25 protein-coding genes are annotated in these 25,417 nt (G+C 72.3%); 20 read left to right on the top strand and 5 right to left on the bottom strand.

Translation table 11 applies throughout. The features are described from left to right. Positions 1-66: 66 nt before the first annotated feature. Positions 67-378, bottom strand: coding sequence for an integration host factor, actinobacterial type (mihF, locus tag ACFQE5_RS19310; RefSeq protein WP_379586963.1), 312 nt, complete (start codon positions 376-378; stop codon positions 67-69). Between the two features lie 108 nt (positions 379-486). Continuing rightward, positions 487-2,043, bottom strand: coding sequence for an LCP family protein (locus ACFQE5_RS19305; RefSeq protein WP_379586961.1), 1,557 nt, complete (start codon positions 2,041-2,043; stop codon positions 487-489). A 788-nt stretch (positions 2,044-2,831) separates the two neighbouring features. Between ACFQE5_RS19305 and larE the strand changes: the two genes are divergently transcribed. From larE to larC, 3 genes are read left to right on the top strand one after another with little or no spacing between them, the layout of a single operon-like run. After that, positions 2,832-3,659 carry an ATP-dependent sacrificial sulfur transferase LarE gene (larE, locus tag ACFQE5_RS19300; protein ID WP_379586960.1) on the top strand — a complete coding sequence of 276 codons (828 nt, stop codon included), beginning with the start codon at positions 2,832-2,834 and terminating at the stop codon, positions 3,657-3,659. Continuing rightward, entirely contained in the window at positions 3,656-4,324 is a 669-nt protein-coding gene (larB, locus tag ACFQE5_RS19295; protein WP_379586956.1) for a nickel pincer cofactor biosynthesis protein LarB, read from the top strand. The genes larE and larB overlap by 4 nt, the downstream gene beginning before the upstream one ends. Beyond that, on the top strand, positions 4,321-5,487 hold the full coding sequence (larC, locus tag ACFQE5_RS19290) for a nickel pincer cofactor biosynthesis protein LarC (RefSeq protein WP_379586954.1): 1,167 nt from the start codon (positions 4,321-4,323) through the stop codon (positions 5,485-5,487). Before larB ends, larC begins: the two co-directional genes overlap by 4 nt. Here larC and ACFQE5_RS19285 read toward each other — a convergent pair. Then, positions 5,449-5,868 carry an OsmC family protein gene (locus tag ACFQE5_RS19285; protein WP_379586952.1) on the bottom strand — a complete coding sequence of 140 codons (420 nt, stop codon included), beginning with the start codon at positions 5,866-5,868 and terminating at the stop codon, positions 5,449-5,451. The two genes, larC and ACFQE5_RS19285, sit on opposite strands and share 39 nt — an antisense overlap. A 95-nt stretch (positions 5,869-5,963) precedes the next feature. Here ACFQE5_RS19285 and ACFQE5_RS19280 point away from each other — a divergent pair, with 95 nt between their 5' ends. From ACFQE5_RS19280 to ACFQE5_RS19230, 11 genes are all read left to right on the top strand, one after another. Beyond that, on the top strand, positions 5,964-6,317 hold the full coding sequence (locus ACFQE5_RS19280) for a hypothetical protein (RefSeq protein ID WP_379586950.1): 354 nt from the start codon (positions 5,964-5,966) through the stop codon (positions 6,315-6,317). A 15-nt stretch (positions 6,318-6,332) separates the two neighbouring features. After that, positions 6,333-7,115 carry a phosphosulfolactate synthase gene (locus ACFQE5_RS19275; protein WP_379586948.1) on the top strand — a complete coding sequence of 261 codons (783 nt, stop codon included), beginning with the start codon at positions 6,333-6,335 and terminating at the stop codon, positions 7,113-7,115. Continuing rightward, complete coding sequence (locus ACFQE5_RS19270) at positions 7,112-8,011, top strand: DUF7714 family protein (protein WP_379586946.1); 900 nt, start codon at positions 7,112-7,114, stop codon at positions 8,009-8,011. Before ACFQE5_RS19275 ends, ACFQE5_RS19270 begins: the two co-directional genes overlap by 4 nt. Beyond that, complete coding sequence (locus ACFQE5_RS19265) at positions 7,996-9,351, top strand: class-II fumarase/aspartase family protein (protein WP_379586944.1); 1,356 nt, start codon at positions 7,996-7,998, stop codon at positions 9,349-9,351. Before ACFQE5_RS19270 ends, ACFQE5_RS19265 begins: the two co-directional genes overlap by 16 nt. After that, positions 9,348-10,331, top strand: a complete 984-nt coding sequence (locus ACFQE5_RS19260; RefSeq protein ID WP_379586941.1) for a 1-aminocyclopropane-1-carboxylate deaminase/D-cysteine desulfhydrase — start codon at positions 9,348-9,350, stop codon at positions 10,329-10,331. Before ACFQE5_RS19265 ends, ACFQE5_RS19260 begins: the two co-directional genes overlap by 4 nt. Continuing rightward, positions 10,328-11,842 carry an argininosuccinate lyase gene (gene argH, locus ACFQE5_RS19255; protein WP_379586939.1) on the top strand — a complete coding sequence of 505 codons (1,515 nt, stop codon included), beginning with the start codon at positions 10,328-10,330 and terminating at the stop codon, positions 11,840-11,842. The genes ACFQE5_RS19260 and argH overlap by 4 nt, the downstream gene beginning before the upstream one ends. A gap of 111 nt (positions 11,843-11,953) precedes the next feature. Continuing rightward, positions 11,954-13,300, top strand: a complete 1,347-nt coding sequence (locus ACFQE5_RS19250; RefSeq protein WP_379586937.1) for an FAD-dependent oxidoreductase — start codon at positions 11,954-11,956, stop codon at positions 13,298-13,300. Position 13,301: 1 nt separating this feature from the next. Further along, on the top strand, positions 13,302-13,559 hold the full coding sequence (locus ACFQE5_RS19245; RefSeq protein ID WP_379586936.1) for a hypothetical protein: 258 nt from the start codon (positions 13,302-13,304) through the stop codon (positions 13,557-13,559). Positions 13,560-13,596: 37 nt separating this feature from the next. Beyond that, positions 13,597-14,082 (top strand): MSMEG_0572/Sll0783 family nitrogen starvation response protein, encoded by a 486-nt coding sequence (locus ACFQE5_RS19240; RefSeq protein ID WP_379586934.1) that lies wholly within the window; start codon positions 13,597-13,599, stop codon positions 14,080-14,082. An 87-nt stretch (positions 14,083-14,169) separates the two neighbouring features. After that, positions 14,170-14,805: a hypothetical protein gene (locus ACFQE5_RS19235; RefSeq protein ID WP_379586932.1), complete on the top strand. Its 636-nt coding sequence runs from the start codon at positions 14,170-14,172 to the stop codon at positions 14,803-14,805. Then, positions 14,802-15,359 (top strand): MSMEG_0567/Sll0786 family nitrogen starvation N-acetyltransferase, encoded by a 558-nt coding sequence (locus ACFQE5_RS19230; protein WP_379586931.1) that lies wholly within the window; start codon positions 14,802-14,804, stop codon positions 15,357-15,359. The genes ACFQE5_RS19235 and ACFQE5_RS19230 overlap by 4 nt, the downstream gene beginning before the upstream one ends. On the opposite strand, the gene ACFQE5_RS19225 is transcribed toward ACFQE5_RS19230, so the two are convergent. Together ACFQE5_RS19225 and ACFQE5_RS19220 are read right to left on the bottom strand one after the other, a co-directional pair. Continuing rightward, positions 15,272-16,900 (bottom strand): HNH endonuclease signature motif containing protein, encoded by a 1,629-nt coding sequence (locus ACFQE5_RS19225; protein WP_379586930.1) that lies wholly within the window; start codon positions 16,898-16,900, stop codon positions 15,272-15,274. The two genes, ACFQE5_RS19230 and ACFQE5_RS19225, sit on opposite strands and share 88 nt — an antisense overlap. A gap of 39 nt (positions 16,901-16,939) precedes the next feature. Continuing rightward, the gene (locus ACFQE5_RS19220) at positions 16,940-20,125 is read right to left on the bottom strand and encodes an ATP-binding protein (RefSeq protein WP_379586928.1); all 3,186 of its coding nucleotides are present in this window, start codon (positions 20,123-20,125) and stop codon (positions 16,940-16,942) included. A 121-nt stretch (positions 20,126-20,246) separates the two neighbouring features. Here ACFQE5_RS19220 and ACFQE5_RS19215 point away from each other — a divergent pair, with 121 nt between their 5' ends. The 6 genes from ACFQE5_RS19215 to ACFQE5_RS19190 form a co-directional block, all read left to right on the top strand. Then, the gene (locus ACFQE5_RS19215) at positions 20,247-21,215 is read left to right on the top strand and encodes a carbamate kinase (protein WP_379586926.1); all 969 of its coding nucleotides are present in this window, start codon (positions 20,247-20,249) and stop codon (positions 21,213-21,215) included. Positions 21,216-21,309: 94 nt separating this feature from the next. Further along, positions 21,310-22,065 (top strand): sugar phosphate isomerase/epimerase family protein, encoded by a 756-nt coding sequence (locus ACFQE5_RS19210; RefSeq protein ID WP_379586925.1) that lies wholly within the window; start codon positions 21,310-21,312, stop codon positions 22,063-22,065. Then, positions 22,062-23,069, top strand: coding sequence for an ABC transporter substrate-binding protein (locus ACFQE5_RS19205; RefSeq protein ID WP_379586923.1), 1,008 nt, complete (start codon positions 22,062-22,064; stop codon positions 23,067-23,069). Before ACFQE5_RS19210 ends, ACFQE5_RS19205 begins: the two co-directional genes overlap by 4 nt. Next, positions 23,066-24,124: a FecCD family ABC transporter permease gene (locus tag ACFQE5_RS19200; RefSeq protein ID WP_379586922.1), complete on the top strand. Its 1,059-nt coding sequence runs from the start codon at positions 23,066-23,068 to the stop codon at positions 24,122-24,124. The genes ACFQE5_RS19205 and ACFQE5_RS19200 overlap by 4 nt, the downstream gene beginning before the upstream one ends. Continuing rightward, entirely contained in the window at positions 24,121-25,134 is a 1,014-nt protein-coding gene (locus ACFQE5_RS19195; protein WP_379586920.1) for a FecCD family ABC transporter permease, read from the top strand. Before ACFQE5_RS19200 ends, ACFQE5_RS19195 begins: the two co-directional genes overlap by 4 nt. Continuing rightward, the coding region (locus tag ACFQE5_RS19190; protein WP_379586918.1) for an ATP-binding cassette domain-containing protein at positions 25,131-25,417 on the top strand (287 nt) is incomplete at its 3' end. The genes ACFQE5_RS19195 and ACFQE5_RS19190, both read left to right, overlap by 4 nt.

The following is a 25,417-nucleotide window of genomic DNA, read 5'->3' as shown; positions in this document are numbered from 1 at the left end:
GCCGGTGCACGCACCGGCACCGCGAGCGCCCGGCCCGCGGGCATCCCCGCAGGCCGGGCGCGTCCCTTACTTCAGGGCATTGAGCAGCGCCTCGCGCTGGCGCTCACCCAGGCCCGCCGCACGGCGGGAGGCATCGATACCGGTCCGCTCGAGCAGTGCGTTCACCTTTGCCGGCCCGTACCCAGGCAGGCTCTTGAGCAGGTCGGCGACCTTTGTCTTCCCGACGATCGCATCCGACTTGGCGCGGCTGAGCACCTCGGGGATGGTCTGGTCCCCGCGGGCGATCGCGTCGCGCAACTCCTTGCGCGCCGTGCGGGCGGCCGCGGCCTTCTTGAGCGCCTCCTGGCGCTGTTCGGGAGTCAGCGTGGGCAGTGCCATCGTTCGTGCTCCTCTCCTCAGCGCTCACCCCAGCTGGGTGGGTCCGCCGTCATCGTGGCCCGCATAGCCTGGCAGAACCGCTGCGTCGCCTGTCGGGAGCCCCTGCACTCAGCGGGTGCCGGAGGCGCAGGAATCGGCGACCGGCACGGGCCCGGCCGAGGGGGGCTGCACCGGCGCCGAGGTCGGCGGGGCCGTCGCTGCCGAACGACTCGGGGAGCGAGTGGGCGTCGCCGACGCCGTCGCCGGGGCGGCCAGCGGTCTGCCGTCGATCGCGGCGCTGACCACCGCGCGCATGAACCCGACCTCGGGCCTGGCGGTGTTGAACCTGCCGTCGGGCTCGCTCGGGTCGGGCAGGCTCGGGTCGAACGCGACGCTCTGCAGGTTGATCTGGGCGTCGTCGGCCAGCGAGACCAGCTTCGGCAGCACGGCCTGCGGGATGTTGGTGCGGATGTTCGCCGTGGCCGCCGCGGCGACGTCCTGGAAGTTCGTCAGCAGGACGGTGGGGCTCTTCTGGTCGAGGATGGCCTGCAGCAGGCAGCGCTGCCGGCCCATCCGGTCGTAGTCATCGGAGTTCCGCCGGGACCGGGCGAACCACAGCGCGGCCTCACCGTCGAGCGTGTGGAGCCCGGGCTGGATGTAGCCGTCGGGTTTGACGTGCCGGCCGTCGGGCAGGACCCCGCCGATGGGCAGCGGGGTGGGCCCGACGTCGATGGTCACGCCCCCGAGCGCGTCGATGATCGCGGCGAAGCCGGCCATGTCGACCTCGAGGTAGAAGTCCAGCGGCAGCCCGAGCATGTAGGACACCGTGGAGCTCAGCAGGTTGATCCCGGGGTCGTCGGTGGGCCCGGCGGGCGCCACGTCCGGGTTCGCGTGCGCGTAGCCGTAGACGGCGTTGAGCAGGTAGTCGCCCGACAGCGGGGCGCGCGGGTCATGAAAGCCCCGGGGGAACCTCTCGGCCATCGCCGACTCCGGTGGGAACTGGGCGCGCTGAATGTTGCGGGGCAGGCTGAACAGGATCGTCTTGGCGGTCCTGGTGTCGATGCTCGCGACCATCATCGTGTCGGTCCGGGTGCCTTCCCGGTCCGGCCCGGCGTCGCTGCCCAGCAGCAGGACGTTGAGCCGCGGCTTGTTGAGCGCCTCGGCCGCCGAGGTGCCACCCCGGCCGGGGAACAGCGCGTTGAGCAGGTTGCGCTGGGAGTTCGCCAGGGTGGCGGCGAACCCGAACGGCACCGCGACGACCAGGCACAGCATGGCGACGACCGCGGTGCCGAGCACCTTACGGCCAACGGTCAGGCGTTCCGGGCGGGCCAGAATCCAGGTCCGGATGACCACCGAGATCCAGCCGACCGCCGCCGCGAGGCTGACCAGCATCACGGCGCCGAGGACCTTCGTCGACAACACCGTCTCCAGCAGCCGGGCGCGGCCGATCGTGCCCGCCGTGACGATGATCATCGAGACGGCGAGCAGGTACGTGCCGAGGAGGAGACCCCCGGTGCGGCGGCGGCGCAGGAGCAGATGGCCCGAGCCGGGTGCGACGGTCGCCGCGGCCGTGATGCCCAGCGCGGTACCGAGGCCCCGGCCGCGGGGTGACCGGCCACCCGTGGCGGGGGGTTCGCGCCGCGCGGGGGGCGGCGCAGTGGCGCGCGTCGCGCGGTCGGCGGGCACCGAGGCGGCGGTCCGCGCGGTCGAATCGTGCCTCGGCCGGACCCGTTCCGGTTGCACTCGGGCCACCGGCTGCGTGGGCTCCAGGGCGTCTCGGCGACCCGGGCCGGGCTGCGTGGCATCGATGCGTCGCCTGGGCGGCAGCGGTGCGGCCTGCGGAGGTGCCGTCGGACGCTGATCTCGAACGCGCAGGTCGATGGTCTTCCCCGCCAGGTCGGCACCCGGCCCGGCCGGGCCGGTCCCGCGGAGCGGACGCTGCCCTCCGCCCAGGGACCGCGGCGGCACGCTCCGGCCGGTCGAGGGCGACACGGCGCGTGTCCCGCCGCGTTCGGCGGGCCACTCCCGTGGCGGGGGTTCGCGCCCGGGACGGCCGGGACGGATCGGAGGTGGCTGGTCGCGAAAGTCGCGGCCGGACTGCTCACGTTCGGCGCGGCGGGGCCAGGGCTGCTGAGCGGGGCGCGGAGAACGGATCGGGGGGGAGACGAACATGCGGGAGCGAGGGTTCGGGTTGCGTGGGCCCTCGACGTCCACCGCGGTCACCCTCCTGTCCAGTCCTGTGCTGCACGCTACCCGGGCGACCGAGCAGCGCCTCCCCGAACGAGCTATCCGAGGGCCCGGTGGCGAGATCGGCGGGGAGCCTACTGGGAGTGACGACGCCGGCCGTGACAGGTGTCCGCGGCAGTCACCGTTGGGCTCGGACCGGGATGCCCGATCGCCCCGTACCCGCAGCAGAACCGGCCCGCCCCTCCCTTCTCGCCGATCGCTCATAAGCTGTCCGCGGGAGGTGACCGATGGCTGACGCCGAGGTGTTGCTCGACGCCCTACGTGAGCGCCTGCGCCGCGAGCGGCGGATCCTGGTGGCCTTCTCCGGCGGCGCCGACTCCGCGCTGCTGGCCGCCGTCGCGTCCGAACAGCTGGGTACGGCGGCGGTAGCGGTGACCGCGGTGTCGCCGAGTCTTCCCCAGGCCGAGCGGCGGGCCGCCCGGGCGTTCACCAGGGCCCGGGGGATCGCCCACATGGAGGTGGCGACCGACGAACTCGACCGCTCGGCGTACGTGGCCAACTCCGGGGACCGCTGCTTTCACTGCAAGAGTGCCCTCTTCGACGCGCTGGAGCCGCTGGCCGAGCTGTCCGGCGCCGCGGTCGCGCTCGGCACGAACATCGACGATCTCGGTGATCACCGCCCCGGCCAGCATGCCGCGGCAGTGCGCGGCGCGATCGCCCCGATGGTCGACGTCGGGTTGACCAAAGCGGACGTCCGGGCGGTCAGCGCCCGCCTCGGCCTGGTCACCGCGGCGAAACCGGCCGCCGCCTGCCTGGCCTCCCGGGTCGCCTACGGTGACCCGGTGACCCCCGAGGTGCTGGCCCGCGTCGAGGCGGCCGAGGCCGCGGTGCACGCCCTGGGGTTCCCGGTCTGCCGGGTGCGCGCGCACGCGCACGGGACGGTCGCGCGACTGGAACTGCCCGCCGATGACCTGCCACGCGCCGCCGAGGTGCGGCGTGACCTCGACGACGCGCTGCGCGGCGCCGGATTCGAGTTCTGCGCGCTGGACCTGCAGGGCTTTCGCACCGGCCGGATGAACGTGCTGCTCGGGTTGCCGACCACACCAGGGACGTGAGCACCACGGGTTTCGACGATCTCGGCTACGCACGCCCCGACACCGACCGGGAGGCGCGGCAGGGCCTGCCCGAGATCGTCTACGGCCCGGGAAAGAGCGCGGCTCAGATCGCCGGGGTGGTCACGAGCCTGCTGCGGGCGAACACGGGCCCGGTGTTGGTCACCCGGGTGGACCCGGACGACGCACGCGCCGTGCTTGCGGCCGTGCCCGGCGGTGAGTACGACGAGCCTGGCCGGCTGCTGGCCTGGCGGCGCGCGGCCCCGCGCGGCTTCCGACTCGCCGTGCTCTCCGCCGGGACCTCGGACGGGCCGGTCGCCGCCGAGGCGGCTGCCGTCGCCGAGTCCGTGGGGTTGACCGTGCACCGGATCGCCGACGTCGGCGTGGCAGGCCTGCACCGCTTGCTCGCGGTGCGCGACGATCTGGCCGCGGCGGACGCGGTGGTCGTTATCGCGGGAATGGAGGGTGCGCTGCCCAGCGTCGTGGGCGGTCTCGTCGGCTGTCCGGTGATCGCCGTGCCGACCTCGGTCGGCTACGGCGCGAACCTGCAGGGTGTCACGGCGCTGCTGGCCATGCTGTCCTCGTGCGCGGCCGGAATCACCGTGGTCAACATCGACTCCGGGTTCGCCGCCGCGATGGCCGCATACCGAATTGCGAGGAAAAGATGATCCTCTGGCTCGACCCGTTCAGCGGGATCGCCGGTGACATGCTGCTCGGTGCGCTGCTCGACCTCGGCGCCCCGATCGACGACGTGCGAGCCGCCGTCGCCAGCACCGGGCTGACCGGTTGGGAGCTGCACGCCGAGCCCGTGCACCGCGGGGCACTGCGTGCCGTCCATGCCAGGGTCACCACGCACGAGCACACCACCGAGCGGCCGGCCGCGGCGCTGCTGGAGCTCGCCGGGCGGGCGCGCCCGGCGTCCGTCGCCGACCTGGCGGTGCGGGCGGTGCGGGCCATCGCCGAGGTCGAGGCCCGGCTGCACGGCGTGCCCGTCGAGCGGGTGCACCTGCACGAGATCGGCGGGGTGGACACGATCGTCGACACCGTCGGGGTCGCCGCCGCGTTGCACCTGCTCGGCGTCGACGCCGTGCACTGCGGGCCGCTGGCGCTGGGCAGCGGGACCGTCGAGACCCGGCACGGGACCCTGCCGCTGCCCGCTCCGGCGAGTGCGGCGCTGCTCGCCGCCGCCCGCGCGCCGGTGACCTCGGCCGGTATCGCGGGCGAGACCGTCACCCCCACCGGGATCGCGCTGCTGCTCGCCGCGGGTACCCGGTTCGGTCCGATACCAGCGATGACCTTGTGCGCCAACGGATACGGCGCAGGAACGCGCGAGGAGCCGAGCCGGTCCAATGTGCTACCCGCGCTGCTCGGCGAGGCCGTTGCGCCCGCGTCGTCGATGGTCCAAATTGAGACCAATGTGGACGATGTCACCGGCGAGGTCCTCGGATACCTGATCGAGCGGCTGCTCGCCGCAGGCGCGGCCGACGCCTGGATCACGCCGATCGGGATGAAGAAATCCCGGCCCGGGCATACCGTGCACGTGCTCGCCGCACCCGAGCACGCCGCCGCGTGCGAACGAATGGTGTTGCGCGAGACCGGCAGCCTCGGCCTGCGCCGCACTCATGTCGAGCGGCCCGCGCTGCCCCGGCAGACCACGACCGTGACCGTGGCCGGGCACACGATCCGGGTCAAGCGCGGCCCATCGGGCGCCAAGCCCGAGCACGACGACGTCGCCGCAGCGGCGGCCGCGCTCGGGCTGCCGCTGCGGGACGTCGCCCTACAGGCCTTGCGGTCACTCCTCGACGACGACGTCGATCTTCGGGGGCTCTGACAGCGTCCGGGTCACGTAGCACACCCGCTTGGCCGCCTCGATCAGCCTGGTCAGCTGGGCGTCCCGCGGCTCGCGGACGCGCACGGCGATCCGGAACGCGTCGAAACGCGGTCCGTCGTAGCGCCCCGTGACATCGACGAACAGATCCTTGAGCTCGATGTTGCGCTTGGCCGCCGTATAGGCCAGCGCGATCGTGAAGCAGGACGCGATCGAGGCCAACAACAACTCCGTGGGCTGTGGCCCGGTGCCGCTGCCGCCCGGCACCGAGTCCGGCTCATCGGACACGATCTCGAAGCCGCCGGCGTCGACGTGCACGCGCAGTCCGCCGTCCCACCGCGCGTGCACACTGCGCTCACTGACCTCGGGCTCACTCAGGTCCACTGATCCTCCTCCGAATCGCTGCAACACCCGTGCAACGGGCGGGTGCATCGTGTGCATTGTCACAAGCGTTCGGATCGATGCACCTGGAGCTGTCGATGACCGTGGCACACGCGCCGAGTCGGCTGTCCATCTGTCGGGGTGGCTGCCGGGCGGCCGCACGCTACCCCGAGCACCACGACCGCCTGCTCGCGGTCGACACCGACGTCGACGCCCTGCTCGGGTTGATGGAGTTGGCCGTGACCTGGCACGAGCTGGACTACAGCGACAGCCCGGTGGTCGGTCCGGCCGACTGGGCGGGCTTCGCGGCGGCACACGTCTGGACCTTCCCGGAGCGCGCCGAGCGGGCGTTCAGCCTGGCGCTGGACATCGTGGGACGGCGGCTGGAGGGGCTACCGGTGGAGCAGACCGGGGCCGAGTTGGCGCCCGTCATCGACCTGGTCCGCGGCTGATCCGTGGTGACCTCCGTGCCAGCCGGTTTCCTCGACCTGCCGACCCGATCGGCCAAGCCCCGGGTCGTGGGGCTGACCCACGTGCTCGACCCCGGTGCCGGGCGGATCGCCACGGCCGACGTGCTCGCCTCCGCCGCCGCCCATCTCGACATCTGGAAGGTGGGGTGGGGCACCGCCTATGTCGACACGGCGTTGCCCGCCAAGCTCGCCCTGCTCGCCGAACACGGAGTCGCCGCGTGTCTCGGCGGGACGTTGCTGGAGATCGCGTGGGCGCAGGACCGCGCGGCCGAGTGTCTGGCGTGGGCGCGCGACGCCGGCTTCTCGCACGTCGAGGTCTCCCGTGGGACGGTTGCGATGACCCTCGCGGAGAAACACGCGCTCATCCGCAGGGCCGCCCGGTCGTTCACGGTGCTCGCCGAGGTCGGCGCCAAGGCTCCTGGCGAGCAGTTGGCGGCCCGGCACTGGCCCGCCGAATGCCGCGCCGACCTCGACGCGGGCGCCCAGCTCGTCGTCACCGAGGGCAGGCAGAGCGGCACCGTCGGCACCTTCGACGCGGCGGGCCGGGTGCGACCGGACGTGGTGGAAGCGGTGGCCACCGCCGTGGGGGTGGAGCGGGTGTTGTTCGAGGCGCCCCGCGCGGCGCAGCAGGCCTGGTTCATCCGACGGTTCGGGCCCGAGGTCAACCTCGGCAATGTTGCGCTCGGCGATGTGCTCTCGACGGAGACGCTGCGGCTGGGTCTGCGGTCCGACACGGCGCTTGCGCCGCGCCGCGAGCTGGCCGGATCGGACACGGCGTGAGCGCACCCGCCGGACCGAACCTCGTCCCGAACCGCTACCGCGGGGTGGCGGTGACCACGATGCCCCCGGGCGTCGCGCTGGAGCAGGCCGCGATGCGGGCGCTTCTGCTCGGACGCGACGCGTACCGGCGCACCCGTTTCGTCGTCGCCCGCTCCGCGGGGCAGACGGCGCTGCTGCACATCACCCGTGCGTCGGACACCGAGCTGTTCTCACCGATCGTGGCGGTGGAGATGCTGGCCGGGCCAGAGGAATGCGCGTTCGTCGTCGACGACGAGGCGGACGTATCGATTCCCTCCGTGCTCGCCGCCATCGCCCACCGGCGGGCGCCGGCCGCCCGCGCCGTCATCGTGCAGGGCCGGTACGGCCATGTGAACTTCATCCTCGAGCCGCGAGCTCTGACGATCACCGTCCGCGAGGTCGTCCCGCCGCAGCCCGCGAAGCTGCTCGACCAGGCCCGCCGGGTCCTCGCCGTCACCGAGTCGCTGAGGCCGATCGAGCTGGTCGGCGACCTGACCCCGCTCCCCGAGCTCGCCGAGGATCATCCGGCCGAGCACTATCTGCTGCCGTGTCGCGGCTCCGGTGGAGAGATCCCCGGAGCGACGGTGTCCTATCTCGACGAACATCCGCCGCGCGCCGACTGGACGCTGCTCGGATGCGCGCGTTCGCGACAGATCCACCGCTGGTTCTACGGCGAGGACCCGCCCATGGTGGACTTCTGTCCGAAGCGCGCCGTCGAGTCCGCCGCCGGGCCGGTGCTCACCAAGTGCTGCCTGCAGGAGGAGCACGTCGAGTCGGGGCCGGGCTGGGCCAGCGTGCCGTGGGGGGCGTCGCTCGACCACATCCGCGAGGCGCTGGAGCTGCTGGCCGAGCAGGAGTCGTCGTGGGCACCCGGCTGAGCAGTTCGACCCTCTACGCCCACCTGTGGGGTACCCCCGAGCTGGCCGGGGTGTTCGACGAGCGCGCGATGCTGCAGTCGTGGCTGGACATCCTCGCCGCGCTGGCCAGGGCTCAGGCCGCGTTCGGGATCGTGCCGGGCAGGGCCGCCGAGGAGATCGCGGCCGCGGCGAGGGTCGACGCGCTGGACCTCGAGTACGTCGCGGAGCAGACCCGGCTCACGTCGCACTCCACCCTCGGGCTGATCCGCGGGCTGCTGCGGGTGCTGCCCGCCGATGTCCGCGAGTACGTCTATCTCGGGGCCACCGTCCAGGACGTCAGCGATACCTGGTTCGGGCTGGTCATGCGCGAGGTCGGCGGTATCGCGTGGCGGGACCTGCGTTTGCTCGAAGCGGCCCTGGTCGATCTCGCCCGGCGCCACCGCAGCACCGTGATGGCCGGGCGGACGCACGGCCAGCCCGGCGCGCCGATCACGTTCGGGTTCAAGGTCGCGTCCTGGGCCGACGAGGTGCGACGGCATCTGCAGCGGCTGCGCGAGGGGCGCGATCGCTGGGTCGTCGGGCAACTCGGCGGGGCGGTCGGGGCATTGGCCTTCTTCGGCGCCGACGCCCTGGCGCTGCGGGCCCGCTTCTGCGCCGAGCTGGGCCTGGCCGACCCCGGAATCTCCTGGTTGACCGCGCGGGACCGGGTCGCCGAGTTCGGCACCACGCTCGCGTTGATCTGCGGGACGCTGGCCCGGATCGGGACCGAGGTATACGAGCTGGCCCGGCCCGAGATCGGGGAGTTGGCCGAACCGGCGCCGCCCGGCGGCGTGTCCAGCATCACGATGCCGCACAAGCGCAACCCCGAGTCCAGCGAGCACCTGGACACGCTGGCTCGGCTCACCCGCTCCGCCGCTGCGGTGCTGGTGGAGGGCGTGGTGGCCGGGCACGAGCGCGATGGACGGGGTTGGAAGGCCGAGTGGATCGCGTTGCCCGAGGTGTCTCAGCTGGCCGGGGCGGCGCTGCGGATCGCGCTCGGGCTCATCGAAGGCCTTGAGGTGCATCCCGACGCGATGGCCACCAACGTCACCAGGTTCGGGTCGGGGCTCGTGTCGGAGCGGGTGCTCGCAGGCCTGTCGAGGCAGATCGGTAAGCATCGTGCCCAGCAGGCGCTGCACGAGGTACTCCGGCAGGACGGTGCCGAGCTCGCCGCCGGCCTGGTGAGACGCGGCCTGGCCACCGAGGATCAGGTGCGGACCTGGGCGTGCGGGCCCGCCGTCGACGTCGCGGCCCAGATGGTGGACGTGGTGCTGGCCAAGGCCGAATCGGCGCGTGCCGCCGAGCCGCAGGAGTGGGCGTGAGCCACCTCGCAGGCGCCGTATCGCCGACGGCGGATGCGCCGTGGAGCGCGCTTCCCCGGGTCCGGCTCGGGCTGCTCCCGACCCCGCTGATGCGGGCAGCGCGGCTGGAGGCCGCCCTGGGCTGCGGCCCGCTGCTGGTCAAACGCGACGATCTCATCGGCTTCGGGGTGGCCGGCAACAAGGCTCGGCCGCTGGAGTTCCTGCTCGGGGCGGCCCGCGCGCGCGGCGCCGAGGTGCTCGTCACCGGTGGCGGGCCGGGATCCAACTTCTGCGCCGCCGCCGCGCTGGCCGCTCGGAGTGCGGGGATGGCCTGCGAGCTGGTGGTCTGGGGCGAACCGACCTCACCGAACCTGGCGCTGGCCGTCGCTGCGGGTGCGACGCTGCGACCGATCGGCGGGTCGCGGCGCGAGGAGGTCGACCGGCAGGTCGCGGCGCGGGCGGCCGAGCTCGGGTCGCGTGGTTTCGGTGTCCCGCGCGGGGGATCGACGCCGCTGGGGGCAGTGGGGTTCGCGGCCGCGGCGGCCGAGCTCGCCGGCCAGCTGGCAGCGCCGCCGTCGGTGATCGTGCTGCCAGTCGGGTCCGGGGGCAGCGTCGCCGGGTTGCTGGCCGGACTCGCCGCGGTCGGCCTGGACGTCCCGGTGCTGGGGGTGTCGGTGAGCCGTCCGCCCGAGGAGATCGGTGCGCGGGTGCGCGCGCTGGCCGTCGACTGCGCCGCGTTGCTCGGGACTCCGCGACCCCGGCCGGACGCGTGCACCCTCGTCGACGCGCGAGGTCCCGGATTCGGGATCGCGTCGGAGCTCGAGCGGGATCGGGCCCGGTTGGCGTTGCACACCGAGGGCCTGTTGCTGGACGAAACCTACGGTGCGGAGGCCTTCTCCGTGGCGGTCGATCGGCTGACGGACCGGCCGGGCACCGTCGTGTGGTGGCATACGGGCGGGGTACTGCCTGCTGTCGGAACGATGATGAAGGGACGGGCATGACCCAGCCGAGCATGGCACCACGTCGCACCCGGGAGGCGGGATTTCCGCGCAGCGGGCCCGCGCCCGAGCTGATCGACTCCGGTTTCGCGCTGGAGAACGCCGACGCCAGCTTCCTGCACCACGGGCTCAATCTGGCGGACCTCGCGCACGTGCTGGACCTGCGCCGACGCGGCATCGTCCCCGACGAGGCCTGCCGGGAGCTGCTGCGGTTGCTGCTCGAGGTCACCGAGGTCGCGGCGGACGACTTCCCGTACGACCCCGTGTACGGCGAACCCTACAACTCCCGCGAGCGCTTCTTCGTCTCCCGGATCGGGGACGTCGCCGGTTGGCTGCACGCTGGGCGGCCGCGGCGCGAGGCGGCGCGGGTGGCGCTTCGGCTGCACCTTCGTCGGCAGCTCATCGGACTGGTCGAGGAGACGGTCGAGTTCGCTCGCGACGCCGTCGACGTCGCCGAGGCGCACGCCGCCACGCTGTTGCCCGACCAGACCTATCTGCAGAAGGCGCAGCCCTCGACGTTCGGGCACTATCTGCTGTCGTTCGTCTACTCGGCGGTGCGCGACGCTCGTCGGATGCTCGACGAGCTCGACTGGGTGGACGCCAGCCCGGGCGGCGCGGGCTGTGTCAACGGCACCCGGCTGCTGGCCGACCGCGGGCCGATCGCGGCGGCGCTGGGCTTTCCCCGTGTCATCCCGCATACCCGCGATGCGATGTGGCAGGTGGACGGCCTGATCCACATTCTCGCCACCGCTGCGAGCCTGTTGTCGAACTTCTCGAAGCTCGCCGAGGATCTGGAGATCTTCTCGTCCTCGGAGTTCGACTTCGTCGACCTCGACGACGCCTACACCCGTTCCAGCGTCCTCATGCCGCAGAAGCGCAACCCGTATGCGCTGGCGATCGTGCGGGGAGCCTCGGGAGTGGTGATCGGGCGGCTCACCGGGTTCTTGGCGGTCAGCAAGAGCCCCTCGGCGCGCAGCGACAACTTGATCTTCGCCTACGGTGAGGTGCCGCGGGCCCTGGATCTGAGCATGCGGATCACCCGGTTGATCAGCGGTGTCATCCGGACGTTGCGGGTCAACCCCGACCGGATGCGTGAGGAGCTCGACCGGGGCTACACGCAGGCCACGGACCTCGCCGAATACCTCGTGCAGCGCCTCGGCGTCGACTACCGGACGGCCTACGTCGTCGTCGGTAACACGGTGCGGGAGGCCAGCCGCGCCGGAGTCCCGGGCTCGGAGATCACCGGTGAGATGATCGACGCCGCCGCGCTCGAGCACACCGGACGGTCGTGGGGTCTCGCCGATGCGGACCTGTCGGAGGTGCTCGACCCCGAACTGATCGTCGCGTCCCGGCGGGCCGAGGGCGGGGCGGCACCGGCGGCGGTGGCGGACATGGCTCACGGGCTTCGTGCCACGCTGTGCGATCTCGCGGCCGACGCGACCGCGCGCACCGCGGAGTTCGATCGCGCGGAACAGGCCCTGCTGGCGCGGGCGCGGGAGGTCAGCCGCAGCTGACGGATACCCGATCTGGCCGCTCACGGTGATTGACACGCCGATTTCATTGAGTATCGTACACATCTATCTCAGATAGTGAACATCTCGGTGGGACGGCGAAAGAGGTCCGACGTGCCGCGTAAGACGGTGGTGATCGGCGGGGGAGCGGCGGGGCTGGGCGCCGCCGGCGGCATCAAGGCCGTCGATCCCGACGCAGAGGTGATCGTCTATACCCAGTTCGAGGACGTCGCCTACAGCCCGTGCGGCATCCCGTATGTGCACGGGGGCGAGATCGAGAGCTTCGACAAGCTCATCCTGGCCGGAAAGCAGGCGTATGTGGACGCCGGGATCGACGTCCATTACGAGACCGAGGTCACGGCGATCGACACCGCGGCCAAGACGGTCGCGGTGGCCGGTGAGGGCGCTGTGCGCTACGACCGGCTGGTCATCGCCACCGGGTTCGACTATGCGGATCCCGGGGTGCCCGGCAGTGATCTCGATGGGCTGTACTACGTCAAGAACATCCGCCGGGCGGCCGAGTGGGACAAGGTCATCGCGGACACCAAGCGTGCGGTGGTCGTGGAGGCTTCGCCGTTGGGTGTGGAGATGGTGACGGCGTTGGCGCATCGTGGGATCGAGACCCATTTGATCGACCCCAACCCCTATCCGCTGGCGGCGATGGCCGATCCGGACATCATGGCGCCGGTCGAGGAGTCCTGGCGGGAGTTGGGGGTGCATCTGCACTTCAACACGACGTTGGAGGCGTTCCTCGGGGATGGCGGTCGGCTGCGTGCGCTGAAGACCTCCTCCGGTGAGATCGAGGCCGAGCTGGCGGTCGTTGCGACGCACAAGACTCCGAACAACCGGCTCGCGTCGGCGGCCGGTATCAAGCTGGGGTCGACCGGTGGGATCGTGGTGGATGACCACATGAAGACCTCGGCGCCGGATGTGTGGGCGGCGGGGGATGCCACCGAGATTCCGCACGGGTTGACCGGGGTGCCGTTGCAGGGGTTGACCGGGTCGCATGCCTACGCCCAGGGCAAGGTGGCCGGCACCAATGCCGGTGGGGGGGATCGGGCGTATCGGGCGGTGTATGTGCCGTGGGGCACCCCGGCGGGGAAGTGGGTGATCGGTGGGGCCTCGTTCGGTGAGGCCACGGCCACGGCGTTGGGGATTCCGTATGTGCTCGGGGTCGCCGAGGGGATCTCTCGGGCCCGGTACTACCCGGGTGTGAAGAAGGTGAAGGTCAAGTTGTTGGCCGAGCCGGGCAGCCTGCGGTTGATCGGGGCGCAGATGGTCGGTGGCGGCGAGGGCATCAAGGAACGCGCCGACTTCCTGGCCCAGGCGATTCGGTTCGGGATGACGCTGCACGACCTCGCGACCATGGAGAACGTGTACTCCCCGGCGATCGGTGCGCTCAACGAACCGATCGTGGTCGCCGCCCAGAACGGCCTCGCCGATCTGGCGAAGAAGGCCTGAGATGAGCTTCTCGAGTTGGCTTCGGGAGAACTCGGAGCACTACCTCCTGGTCGCGGCACATCACAAGCTCGCGCAACGCACCGGTAGCCGTGCGCCGCGGCCGCCCAAGGGGATCAAGGAGATCATCTGGTTGCGGATCTTCGCCCCGGTCTACATGGCGCTGCCCTGGCCCCTGCGGCACCGGATCCTCAAAGCGATGCCGGGCAGCCATCGCAAGACGTGGGCGCCGCCACCCCGTTCTCCGGGCCCAGCGGTCTAGCCCTCGACCATCACACCCAACACAGAAGGAGAGCACCGTGGCTCAGATCGTCGGTGAACGGGCGCATGAGGGTGACGCGATTGTCGACTATGAGGGCAAGGTCTTCGACGACATCCAGGCCGAGCCGGGCGAGAAGGCTTACATCTTCATGCACACCGTGCCCTATGAGGGTTCGGTCGGCCTGGTCAACATGCTCACCTGTACCCGGATCAACCGCAAGGGCTTCGACACCAGCCTGATTCTCTACGGGCCGGGTGTGCTGATGGCCTCGGCCACCCGCGGCTTCCCGACCGTCGGTGCCGAGGCCTTCCCCGGCCATATGGCCTACAACAACCAGCTCAAGACCTTCATGAAGGAGGGCGGCAAGGTCTACGCCTGCCGGTTCGCCATGGCCGCGCTGTACGGCATGCGCGAAACCGACCTGATCGAGGGGGTGCTGCCCTTCTCCCCCCTCGACGTCCTGGACGCGACCCTCCAGGCTCGCCGTGAGGGTGCGCTCGTGCTCCAGACCTGGACGGTCTGAGACCACCTCCTTGCGGCGGCGGGCGGTTCAGCCCACGGCCAGGCCCGCCCGCCGCCGCACGATGCGTCACAAGACCTGGGAGCTGCCATGCCAGACGCCGGAACCTTCTCGCCCGCCGTGACCATGGCACGCAGTCGCTGGCGCGCTGCCGAGGACAACCTCTACCCGACGCTGATCAACGATCCGTCGGCCTATCAGCGGGGAATCGCGGCCATCGAGTCGGTGCTCGCCGAACTGCGCCGGCGCTGCAACTCGGTCGAGGAGCTGATCGCCGTCGAGGCGGCCCCCGAGGACCTTCTCGCCACCGCCTGCCCCACCGGCACCGTCATCCCGTCCGACCTGCTCCTCGGTGTCGCCTGCGGAATGGCCGACCGGGAGATGTCCGCTGAACGGGAGCGCCATCGCCGTGTCCAGATCGTCGAGGCCGCTCGTGCCGCGGGTCGGGTATGGGCAGTGTTGTCCGGTTCCGAGCAACCGGAGGCCATGACCGAGGGGCGGCGCATCGAGTTCCACCTGCCCTCGGAGACGCTCATTGAGGTCACGGTGGACCCATGGTCCGGCGGCGAGCCGTACCGCATCGATGTGGCGGTGACCGTCGCCGACGGGCGGCACACCGTCTCCCGGACCTTTACCGACCGCACGGCCTGGCTCGCCGCGCTGGAACGCTACCGCGCCGATATCGAGGCTGCACCGTCGCCTGCGGCGCTGCTGGAGATGTCGTGACCGCCGCACCGGCGACAACGGCCAGCTGCGTGTTGGTGCGCGACAGCGCCGATCTCACCGCGCACCACCAGATCCGGAACGCGGTGTTCGTCGACGAGCAGGGCGTGTTCGCCGAGTCCGATGCCGATATCCGCGACCTCGACCCGCGGACCCTGCACGTGCTCGGCCTGGTCGACGGGGTGCCGGCCGGCGCCGTCCGGCTCTACCCGCTTGATGACTCGGATGGCCTCTGGCAGGGCGACCGGCTCGCGGTTCTGCGAGAGTTCCGCGCCGTCGGGCTCGGTGCCCCACTGGTCCGGTTCGCGGTCGCCACCGCCACGGCCCATGGTGGCCGGTGCATGGTCGCGCACGTGCAGCCTCCGAACGAGACGTTCTTTCGGAGGCTCGGCTGGGTCCGGCGCGGAGCGCCCGAGATCTACGTCGGGCGCCCGCACCTGCTGATGGACATCGATCTTCGGCAGGCTTCTCAGGGTGGAGGCGGGTGCTCCGGCTCGGGGTCGCCGGGGACGGGCTCGGGCAGATCGGGTGTGACGGGCTCGCCGCCGGTCCAGTAGATCTGCCCGAGCGGGCTACGCCAGCGGAAGACGCCAGGCCGAGGCTGGACCAGGTTCCACCCGGCGTGCTTCATCAGATGGTGCATCGCACACAGCGGCCCGACGTTCCCGCGGGCCGTTTCCCCGCCGTGCGCGTGATCCTGGGTGTGGTCGGCATCGGCCTTACGAGCTGGCCACCTGCACCCGGGGGCGACGCAGGAGCGGTCGCGCATCTGGACGTAACGGCGCAGCGCCGAACGGACGAACCGGTCGCGCGGACGGGCATCCAGTCGTTGGGGATCCGTCTCGCCGGCGCGGCATCGGTGGGCTATATCGGCGACCAGGGTTCCCCACGCCGCGGCCGTCTGTTCGTCGAGGACGATGTCGCCACTGGTGAGCCGCTGGAGCAGCTGGGTCGAAAGGTGGATCTCGACGACGCCACCCTGCGCCGCCGTTGTCGGGTGTGCGAGCCCGGTCGGGCGTCGGCGGGTGAGGGTCGCGCAGCTCAGGAACCCGTTGTCGTCGAGAAGCGCGACGCGCCACTGCGCGGCATGCTGGGCGGCGACCAGCAGGCGGGCCTCGGCGGCGGTGACCGATCCCCAGCCGGCCAGCTCGGCCGTGTGTTCGTCCAAACCCAGAAGTGTCGACAGTCCAACGCGGATCTCGACGCCGGTGCGCGGTGCCGTCCTGGGACTCGGCTTCGCCGGCTCCGGGACAGCGCGTTCCGGCGGATAGGTTGCCTCGTCGGCCAGCATCGCCGCGACGATCTGCTCGCGGTTGAACCCGTCGTATCGACCATCCAGCAACCGCAGCAGCAGATCGGCACGCAGCGTCCGTTCGGGCGCGGGATGCCCGGCGGCCTTCACCGACCGGGCGAGCTGGTCCAGCCGCTCGGCGGCCGCGGCGGCCTCAGCAGGCGGCAGACCGTGTCCGGTGATCCGGGCGGTACCGTCGGCATCGAGGTAGCCGGATACCCCGCGTTCGCGCAGCGCGCGCTGGTAGCGGCGGCGTGCCGCGTCCGGGTCGATGTTCTGGACCTCCCGCAGCAGCCGATTCGCCAGCTGCCCGGTGGTCCAGCGGGGTGCCCCGGGCAGGATCCGACGGCAGATCACCGCGACCTGCTCATCGGTGAGGTCGCAGAGGTGATCGGCGAACACCCGAGCCTTGAGATGGTCGATCTCGCCGTCCGCGAGCGCCGCGAACACCAGCGGCAGGTGCTCGACGAGGACCTGCGCGAACGCGAGCTCACTCTCGGCCCGGCGGCCGGTGAACGTCAGCGCCGCCGCGATCTCGGCAGCCGACCATTCCCATGCCGCTCGCCGCCGCTCGACCGTCGAGCCTGCGGACGGTCCCTCGGGAACCGGGACCGCATGTCCGACCTCCACCATCGCGGCCAGGAACACGGAGAAGGAGTGGGAGACCTGCCGCCATGCCGACCGCAGCACGTCCACCACTTCGGTGTTGGGCACCGCGGCAAGGTCGAGCTCGTGGAGTGCGGCGGCCAGCTCCGGGCCGGGCGTCAGCTCGGCGACACCCGCCCGGTTCTCCTCGCCGACCGCCATAACTCGAACGTACATTCGAGTACCGACAGTCTCGGTTCCTCAGCTCGTTCGCGGCCGCCCGACCATCAGCCTGCCGCCGCCGACGAACGACTCGTGCAACCCGGCCGGCAGGGCGTCCGCGATCCGGTCGAGCGCCGCGCGTCGCGCCGCCGGTGTCCCGAGCTGCGCCACGAGCAGATCGGAGCCCGTCGACGACGCGAGGGCGGCGGCCTCCGCGGGGCGGCCGAGATGGTCCAGGGCCAGCGCGGCGTACTTGGCGGAGGAGTGGCTGCGGGCCTCGGTGAGGAGGACCTCGGCCAGTGCCGGGTCCCACCGGGTACGCATCTCGAGCAGCCGCAGCGCCGCGCGCGGCTTGAACGGCAGCGGCTGGTCGAGCATCGGGGTGGCCGCTTCGACGGCGGCGGCGGCGTCGTCGTCGCGGCCCAGAAGCAGGTCGCAGTCGGCGATGGCGAGTTGCGCGTGCAACTCCTGCTCGAGTTCCAGCGCGCCCCCACCGCGCCGGGCGAGCCGGATCCCCTCTTCGGCGTGTTCGCGAGCCCGGGAGGGCTGACCGAGCTCCTGCCATATCCACGATGTGGTCGTCTCGATCCCGGCCCGGTAGACCCCGACGTTCTCGGCATCGATCAGTCGTCGGGCGTTGTCCAGCGCGCGCAGGGCGCCGGCCAGGTCCCCGGTGTCGCCACGGGCGAGGGCCGTGAAGAACAGGGTCTGCAACAGTGGGCGGAACTCGCCGACCCGTCGGCACAGGATGGCGGCCCGCGACAGCATGGCCTTGGCCTCGGCGAACCGGTCCAGATGCTGGAGCAGGGCGCCGCGGTAGGCCAGCGCCAGTGCGACGGTGGTGTCGCCCGACTCCGCGTCGAGCACCTGATCGTAGGCCGCCGCGGCGCTGGCGTAGTCGCCGTCCCAGTGCCGGACCCGCCCGAGCAGCAGCATCGCGGTCGGTACCGCACAGGGAGCCGCGGCGGCCGACTCGGCGAGCTCGGTGGCCTGCTCGGCGAGGTCGATCGCGCCCAGCGCGTCGCGCGCGTAGAGGGCGGTCCAGCCGAGCTGCTCGAGCGCCTGGGCCTCGAGCTCGACGTCGCCGATCTCGCGGGCCAGCGCGAGGGCGTCCTCGTGGTCGGTGCGCGCCTCGGCATGTCGTCCGAGGTCGCAGCGGACGCGGCCACGCCGCATCAGCGCGACGGCCAGCAGGTTCGGGTCTCTCGCGGTCCGGGCGGCCTCGACGGCCTGGCACAGCAGCTGTTCGGCATCGGTGTGGGCGAACACGAGGTGCGCGGCGTTCGCCGCGGCGAGCCATTCCCGCGTGGCACCGACCCAGTCCAGCGCCGCGGCGAGATGCCGGGCGACCGCCTCCGGATGAGAGGCGAGCGCCCGGGCGGCGCGCCGGTGCCGGGAGATCCGCACCGGTTCGGGGACGGACTCGTAGGCGACCGTGCGGACGATGTTGTTGGCGAACCGGAAGCTCTCGCCCTGGGGGACGAGCAGGCCGGCGCGCAAGGCCCGTCCGGCGCGTCGGGCGCAGTCCTCGACGTTCAGGCCGCTGAGCTCAGCCACCCCGTCGAGGGAGAAGGTCTCGCCCAGCACGGCGCCCTGGGTGAGCAGTTCGGCGACCGCCTCGCCGGCGTGTGCGATCCGGCCCGCGACGGCTTCGTGCAGCGAGCGCGGAATGGTCATCGGGTCGCGGGAGGCGGGCGGATGGCGCATCAGTTCGGTGAGGAACAGCGGGGAGCCCCCGGTCCAGGCGTAGAGCCGGTCGGTATCCCAGCCGAGCCCGGATCGTCCGATGAGGGTGGCGACGTCCGTCCGGGACAGCGGCCCGAGCTCGAACCAGGTGGCGATGTCGCGCAGGATGTCGGTGACGGTCGGGTCCTCGGAGGTGCGCTCGGTGAGCACCACCATCGAGCGGCTGCCCATCCAATGCCCGGCGAGTAGGTGCAGCGCCTCCACAGTGGACAGGCCCGCGTACTGCATGTCCTCGATGACCAGGAGCACCGGCTGTCGCCCGCTGAGTCGGATGAGGAACCCGACGAGCGCGTCGAGGCTGCGACGGTGCTCGAGCTCGGGGCCGGCACGGGCATAGGGAATCTCGCCGACGATGTCGGAGAGCTCCGGAACGAGACCGGCGAGCGTGCCGAGCCGGTTACCGGCCATCTCTCGTAGCTCGAAGGCGCTCATCCGGTGCATGACGGACCGAATCGCGTCCACGAGCGGCTGCAGGTACAGCGATCGTTCGGCCTCGAAACAGTTGACGTGCAATGTCAGCCCGCCGGTGCGGCGGGCCTCGGTCGTGAGCGCTGTGGCCAGCGCGCTCTTGCCGATTCCCGCCTCACCGACGAGTACCGCCAGGGCGGGCCGGCCTGCTGCGGCGCCTTCCCACAGCGCGCGCAGCGCGGCCAGTTCGACCTCGCGTCCGACGATGGCGTCGGTGGTCCCGGCCGCAACGGTGGCCGGTTGACGGGTCGGGTGGTGTGGCGCGGTCAGGTTCTCGGCTCGGAGAACCGACAGGAAGACGGCCTGGGTGACCGGTGACGGGTCGCTGCCGAGCTGCTCGGACATCGCGATGCGCAGCGACTGGTAGGCGACCAGCGCCGCACCTGACCGGCCCGCCCGCTGGTGGCCGAGCATCACGGTGCGACAGGCCTCCTCGTCGAGCGGATCGTCTCGCAACGCGGCCGAGGCCGCCTCGACGGCGGTGTCGTGCGCGCCCAGCTCAAGGGCGGCGGCGCTCCAGCACACCCGGGCGCGACGCAGCAGCCGCCGGACCGTGCGGCGCAGCTCGTCGACCCAGGGGTTGTCGCGTTCGCCGGCCAGCGCGATGTCGGCGTCGAGCAGTTTCGCCGCATGTTCCGCGCCGGCCGACGCGAGGGCGCAATGGCCCTGGGCGAGCTCGAACTCGGCGGCCTGCACGAGCTCGATGGCCTCGTGCAGGTCGATGCTGACATCGTCGCGGATGAGCCGGTAGCCGGCCACCGATCCGTCGATGCGTTCGCGGCCCAGCGCGCGGCGTAGCCTGCTGATCAGAACGGCGACGTTGCGGTCGGCGTGTTCCGGAGCGTCGCCGTCCCAGAGCGCGTCGACAAGGGTGCCGACGGAGACGAACTCGCCTCGGCGTTCGGCGAGCACGGCAAGAACCCGTCGTGCTTTGCCCGTCGGCACCGGTGCCGATAGCTCTCCCTCGACGGTGAAGGGGCCGAGCAAACGGAGCCGGATGGCCGTGCTCACACCCGGAGACTCTACCGGCCGCCGCTAGTCCGATCGGGCGGGTGAGCGATCGACAGCTCGTCCACTATAGTGAAGGTTTGTTTTCTGATCGTGGACCCTGGGACGTTCGGAGGGCACATTCATGGCCAAGACCGTGGTCGTCGCCCTCGGCGGCAACGCGATCATCCGGAGCGGGCAGGCCGGAACGCACGCCGAGCAGGTGGAGAACGCGCGCGCGATGGCCGTCGCGGTGTGCCGGATGCGTGAGGCGGGTTGGACCGTCGTGCTCGTCCACGGCAACGGGCCGCAGGTGGGCAACCTCGCGATCCAGCAGGAGGAGGCCGCGCACCGGGTACCCGAACTTCCGCTGTACTGGCTCGGGGCGATGACCGAGGGTCATCTCGGCTGCCTGCTCACTCTCGCCCTGCACGACGTGGGTAAGGGCACGCTGCCCGGTGTCGTCTCGATCGTCACTCATGCCGTCGTCGACACCGAGGATCCCGCATTCTCCCGGCCGACCAAGCCGATCGGCCCCTTCTTCGACGAGCGGCAGGCCCGCCGCTACGCGACCGAACGCGGATGGGTCGTGGGGGAGGACGCCGGACGCGGCTACCGCCGGCTCGTCGCGTCACCGCGGCCTCAGCGGTTCGTCGAGATCGACGCCGTTCGCGCGCTCGTCGAGCGTGAGATGGTCGTGATCGCGGCCGGTGGGGGCGGGGTCCCGGTGGTCGCCGACAGTACCGGATACCGCGGGGTCGACGCCGTGATCGACAAGGATCTGGCCGCCCAGGCGCTGGCTACCGCCCTGCAGGCCGACGCGCTGGTGATGGTCACCGACGTGCCGCGGGTGCTGCTGGACTACGGGACGCCGAATGCGCGTCCGATCGTGGAGATGACCGCCGAACAGGCGCGGCGGCACGCCGCCGATGGTCAGTTCCCCGAGGGGAGCATGGGGCCGAAGATCGAAGCCGCCATCCAGTTCGTACGTGGGGGTGGAAGCGTCGCCGTGATCACCGACGCCGAGCGGGCCTGCGCGTCGCTGGACGTGGTCCCCGGCGTCGCCCCCGGCCCGGAGGTGGGGACCCGCATCGTCGCGACCGGTCGCCCGTGATCCATGCGATCGGGAGACCCGGGCGAGCCGCGGTACCTAAAGAGAACGATTATCAGTATCGTCTTGCCCTGTGATTCACCTTGGTGTGGTATCCGTGACCTTCCGGTCGCGGCCGGTCCCCGACGTCGCGGCGCTCGCGGCGGACGCGGGCCTGGAGATCGTGGAGTGGGGTGCGGATGCGCACGTCCCCCCCGGGGACATCGAAGCGGCCAGGGCCGCCCGAAGGGCCACGCAGGCGCGCGGACTCGGGATGGGCAGCTATGGCAGCTACCACAAGCCTGGGCATTCCGATCCGGCGGAGTTCGCCGCCATCGTCGCGACCGCGGCCGAGCTCGGAGCACCCCGGATCCGCGTATGGGCAGGTACCTCCGGCTCTGCGCACACCGGCGAGCCGGAGCGGGCGCGGATCACGTCCGCGCTGCGCGGTTGCGTCGAGCAGGCCGCCGCCGCCGGGCTGGACGTGATCGTCGAACATCATGTCGAGTCGCTCACCGACGACCTCGGCTCGGCCCTGCGGTTGCATGCCCAGGTCGGTCACCCGGGGCTGGCCCGGCACTGGCAACCCCGCGAACTTCCGGTGACGGCGACCTGCCTGGCCGAGGTGCGAACGCTGCGGCCGACGTCGGTGCACGCGTTCTCCTGGGGCGCCGACGGGTTCACCGAGCGGTTCCCGCTGGCCGAGCGCGCCGACCTGTGGGAGGCGGTGCTGGTCGAGCTCTCCGGTGACGGCGCCGACCACGAGGTCCTCCTCGAGTTCGTCCCGGGCGACTCCGCGGATTCGCTGCGACGGGACGCGGCGAGCCTGCGCGGATGGCGGGACGCGGCACGCAGCGCGGTGGGGGTCCGATGAGCCGCCGGCGTACCGGCCTCGTCGTGAGCCTGGCCTCGATGCTGGCCGTCGCGCTCGCGGCGTGCGGCGACTCCGCGGCGGGCGACACGAACCCCGGCCCCGCCTCCGCCCCCGCACCCCACATCGATCGCACCGTCGCTGCGCTGCAACCCTCGCTGTCGATCACGGACCCAGCCGGTACGAAGGTGAGCCTTGCGGCCCCACCCACGCGCATCGTGTGCCTCTCGGGCCTGTGCGACGACATCGTCGTCGAGCTCGGGCTGACCCCCGCGGGCACCAGCACCCCGGCCCTGCTGGCCAACAAAGCCCTGCTGGGCGAGCGAGCCAAGGACGTCCCGGTGGTCAAGGGTAGCTTCGGCAGCGAGGACGTCGAGTCGATCGCCGCGCTCGAACCGGACCTGGTGATGGGCCTGACCGGGGTGCACGAGCCGCTGCGCCCGGCGATCGAACGGTTCGCCCCGCTGTGGCTGGCCGAGCCCGACACATGGCAGGAGTCGATCGGCCAGCTACGCGCGCTCGGCGCGCTCACCGGCCGGGTCGACCAGGCCACCGCGGCCGAGCAGCGGTTCCGCAACACCCTCGCGGATGCCGTCGTCCGCACCCGCGAGACCGGGCAGGCGGGGCGCACCGTCGTGCTGATGTACGGCAGCCCCGACTCCATCGGGGTGGACACCGCGGACTCGCTCAAGGGCCACCTGCTCGGCATGCTGTTCCGCTACCCGTTCGCGGCCAAGTCCGGCGATCTGGCTACCGCGAGCAACTTCAGCGTCGAGGAGATCCTTGCGCAGCAGCCCGACGTCGCCCTGGTCTACTCGCTGCTGTTCTCCCCGCAGGACCGCACGCTGTCGGCGCAGCTGGCCGGTAACCCGGTCTGGCAACAGGTCCCGGCGGTGCAAGCGGACCGGGTCACCGAGGTCGACGCGCGGCTCTGGGGCAGCGGCCGGGGAACAAGGAGTCTCACCGCTGTGATCGAGGAGGCCATGGCGTTGGTGCCGCCCCGGTGACCGACGTCGTCGACCGTGCGGCGCAGGCGCAGCAGCCCCGCGCCGCACCCGTCACGGGGGGCCGGGAGCGCTGGTTCCGCCCCCTGGTGGGCGTCGCCGCGCTGACCGGTGCCGCGGCCGGGCTCGTCGTCGCATCCTTGAGCCTCGGCCAGCCGCTGGTCGTGCCGGCCCGGCTGCCGTCCGTCCTCGCGGCGGACGGCGGGCTGGAGCATGTCGTGGTCACCGAGCTACGCGCGCCCCGGCTGCTGCTGGCGGTGCTCGCCGGGGCCGGGCTCGGGGTCGCCGGGCTGTTGCTGCAGGAGTCGTTACGCAACCCGCTCGCCGTGCCCGAGCTGCTGGGGACCTCGAGCGGCGCGGCCGCGGCGGTCGCGGTCACCGTCGGGTTCGGCCTGACGGTGCCGGGTGCGCCGTTGCTGCCGGCACTTGTCGGGGCGGCGATCGGGACGCTGCTGACCGTCCTCGCCGTCCGGGGTGCGGTCGGGCCGGCGGCGGTCCTGCTCATCGGCGCAGGGGTCAGCGCGGCGCTGCAGGCGATGATGCTGGCGGCGCTGTCCATGGCCGACTCCAGGGAACAGGGTGTTCTGGTCCGCTACCTGCTCGGCTCGCTGTCCGGCACCACCTGGTCGACCGTCGCAGCCACCCTGCCGGGGCTGCTGCTCGGGCTGCCGCTCGCCGTGCTGGCCCTGCCCGCGCTCGGGCTGCTGCGCCTGGGCGGTGAGGCCGCCTCGGTACTCGGCCTGCGGCCCGGCGCGGCCCGCCTCGGGGTCCTTGCGATCGCGTGTCTGATCACCGCCGCGGTGGTCGGCCCGTGCGGCCCGGTCGCCTGGGTCGGGTTCTTCGCGCCGCAGCTGGCGGCGCGTGTCGCGCCGCGGGTGGGGCTCGCGGCCCGGCTCGCGGCCTGCGCCGGGCTCGGTGCGATGGTGGTCGGCGCCGCGGACCTGGCCGCGCGCACCGTGCTGTATCCGGTGGAGCTGCCGGTCGGCGGGCTCACCGCCGTGGTCGCCGTGCTGCTCGGCGGCGTGCTGCTGCTGCGGCGGCGGGCGGTGCGCCGGTGAGCGCCGGGCGCTGCGCGCTGCTGGTCCTGCTCGTCGCGCTGGCGGCGGCCGGGCAGCTGCTGGTGGGCACCTCGGTCGGCCCGGCCGAGGCGGTGGCCGCGTTGCTGGGCCGGGCCGATCCGCTCACCACGTCGATCGTGCTGGATCTGCGTGCGCCGCGGGTCCTGATCGGACTCGCCGCGGGCGCCTGCCTCGGCCTTGCCGGTGCCGTTCTGCAGGCCGTGCTGCGTAATCCACTGGCCTCGCCCGAGGTCACCGGCGTCGGTTCGGGGGCGGTGCTCGGTGCCGTCGCGGCCAGCCTGGTCGGCGGTGCCCTGGCAGGTCCGGCCGGCATGGTCGCGACCGCGGTGCTCGGCGGCACCCTCGGCGCGGGCGTGGTGTGGCTGGTCGCCGCGCGGGCGGGTACCGATCCCCTGCGGCTGGCCGTGCTCGGGGTGCTCGTCTCGTCGGTCCTGGCCGGGACGACGCTCGTACTGCTCACCGCCCGTCCACAGCTCACCGGGTCGATGACGCGCTGGCTCATCGGCTCGCTCTCCGGCCGCGGCTGGGAGCACTGGGCGGCGCTGTGGCCGGTACTGCTCGGCTGCCTGCTCGGCGGGTTCGCGTTCGCGGTGGTGCTCGGTCTGCTCGCAGTGGACGACGACCACGCGCGCGGGGTCGGACTGGCCGTCTCCCCGTACCGTGGCGCGGCGCTGCTGCTTGCGGTGCTCGCGACGGCGGCCGCGGTCGCGTCGGTCGGTGCCCTGGTCTTCGTCGGGTTGCTCGCACCGCATGCCGCGCGGGCCCTGGTCGGGGCCGATCACCGGGTACTGCTGCCCGCCGCCGCGGTCGCGGGTGCGGCCACGGTGGCCGGGGCGGACTTCGTCGCGCAGCTGATCACCAGGACGGCGGCGGGTGAGGCCGGCCGGATCGGGGTTCCGGCGGGTGCGGTGACCGCCCTGGCCGGGGCCGTGGTGCTCATCGGGATCGTCCGGCGCCGGTCACGTTCGGTCGTGGGGGAGGAGTCGTGACACATCCGCTGCAGGCCGTCGGGGTCGAGGTCCGGTTCGCCGGGCGGACGGTTCTCGACGGCGTCGAGCTGACCGTGCACCGCGGGCAATGGCTCGCGCTGGTCGGCCGCAACGGCTGCGGCAAGACCACACTGCTGCGGGTGCTGGCCGGGCTGCACCGGCCGGATGCCGGGCGGGTGCTGCTCGACGGCGCGGAGCTGGCCGGGCAGTCACGCCGCGCCGTCGCGCGCCGGGTCGCGGTGCTACCCCAGACGTTGCCGCCGGTCGGGACGCTCACGGTTCG

The sequence above is a fragment of the Pseudonocardia hispaniensis genome (assembly GCF_042658695.1).
In the GTDB taxonomy this organism is placed as follows: Bacteria; Actinomycetota; Actinomycetes; order Mycobacteriales; family Pseudonocardiaceae; genus Pseudonocardia; species Pseudonocardia hispaniensis.
The sequence above is the reverse complement of the archived record's forward strand: the minus strand, read 5'-3'. Positions and strand labels throughout refer to the sequence as shown.

What these genes read in the sequence shown, in the direction of transcription:
- mihF (WP_379586963.1), bottom strand. Translation starts at nt 378, where the DNA reads ATGGCACTGCCCACGCTGACTCCCGAACAGCGCCAGGAGGCGCTCAAG.
- larE (WP_379586960.1), top strand. Translation starts at nt 2,832, where the DNA reads ATGGCTGACGCCGAGGTGTTGCTCGACGCCCTACGTGAGCGCCTGCGC.
- larC (WP_379586954.1), top strand. Translation starts at nt 4,321, where the DNA reads ATGATCCTCTGGCTCGACCCGTTCAGCGGGATCGCCGGTGACATGCTG.
- ACFQE5_RS19280 (WP_379586950.1), top strand. Translation starts at nt 5,964, where the DNA reads ATGACCGTGGCACACGCGCCGAGTCGGCTGTCCATCTGTCGGGGTGGC.
- argH (WP_379586939.1), top strand. Translation starts at nt 10,328, where the DNA reads ATGACCCAGCCGAGCATGGCACCACGTCGCACCCGGGAGGCGGGATTT.
- ACFQE5_RS19245 (WP_379586936.1), top strand. Translation starts at nt 13,302, where the DNA reads ATGAGCTTCTCGAGTTGGCTTCGGGAGAACTCGGAGCACTACCTCCTG.
- ACFQE5_RS19235 (WP_379586932.1), top strand. Translation starts at nt 14,170, where the DNA reads ATGCCAGACGCCGGAACCTTCTCGCCCGCCGTGACCATGGCACGCAGT.
- ACFQE5_RS19225 (WP_379586930.1), bottom strand. Translation starts at nt 16,900, where the DNA reads ATGGCGGTCGGCGAGGAGAACCGGGCGGGTGTCGCCGAGCTGACGCCC.
- ACFQE5_RS19215 (WP_379586926.1), top strand. Translation starts at nt 20,247, where the DNA reads ATGGCCAAGACCGTGGTCGTCGCCCTCGGCGGCAACGCGATCATCCGG.
- ACFQE5_RS19205 (WP_379586923.1), top strand. Translation starts at nt 22,062, where the DNA reads ATGAGCCGCCGGCGTACCGGCCTCGTCGTGAGCCTGGCCTCGATGCTG.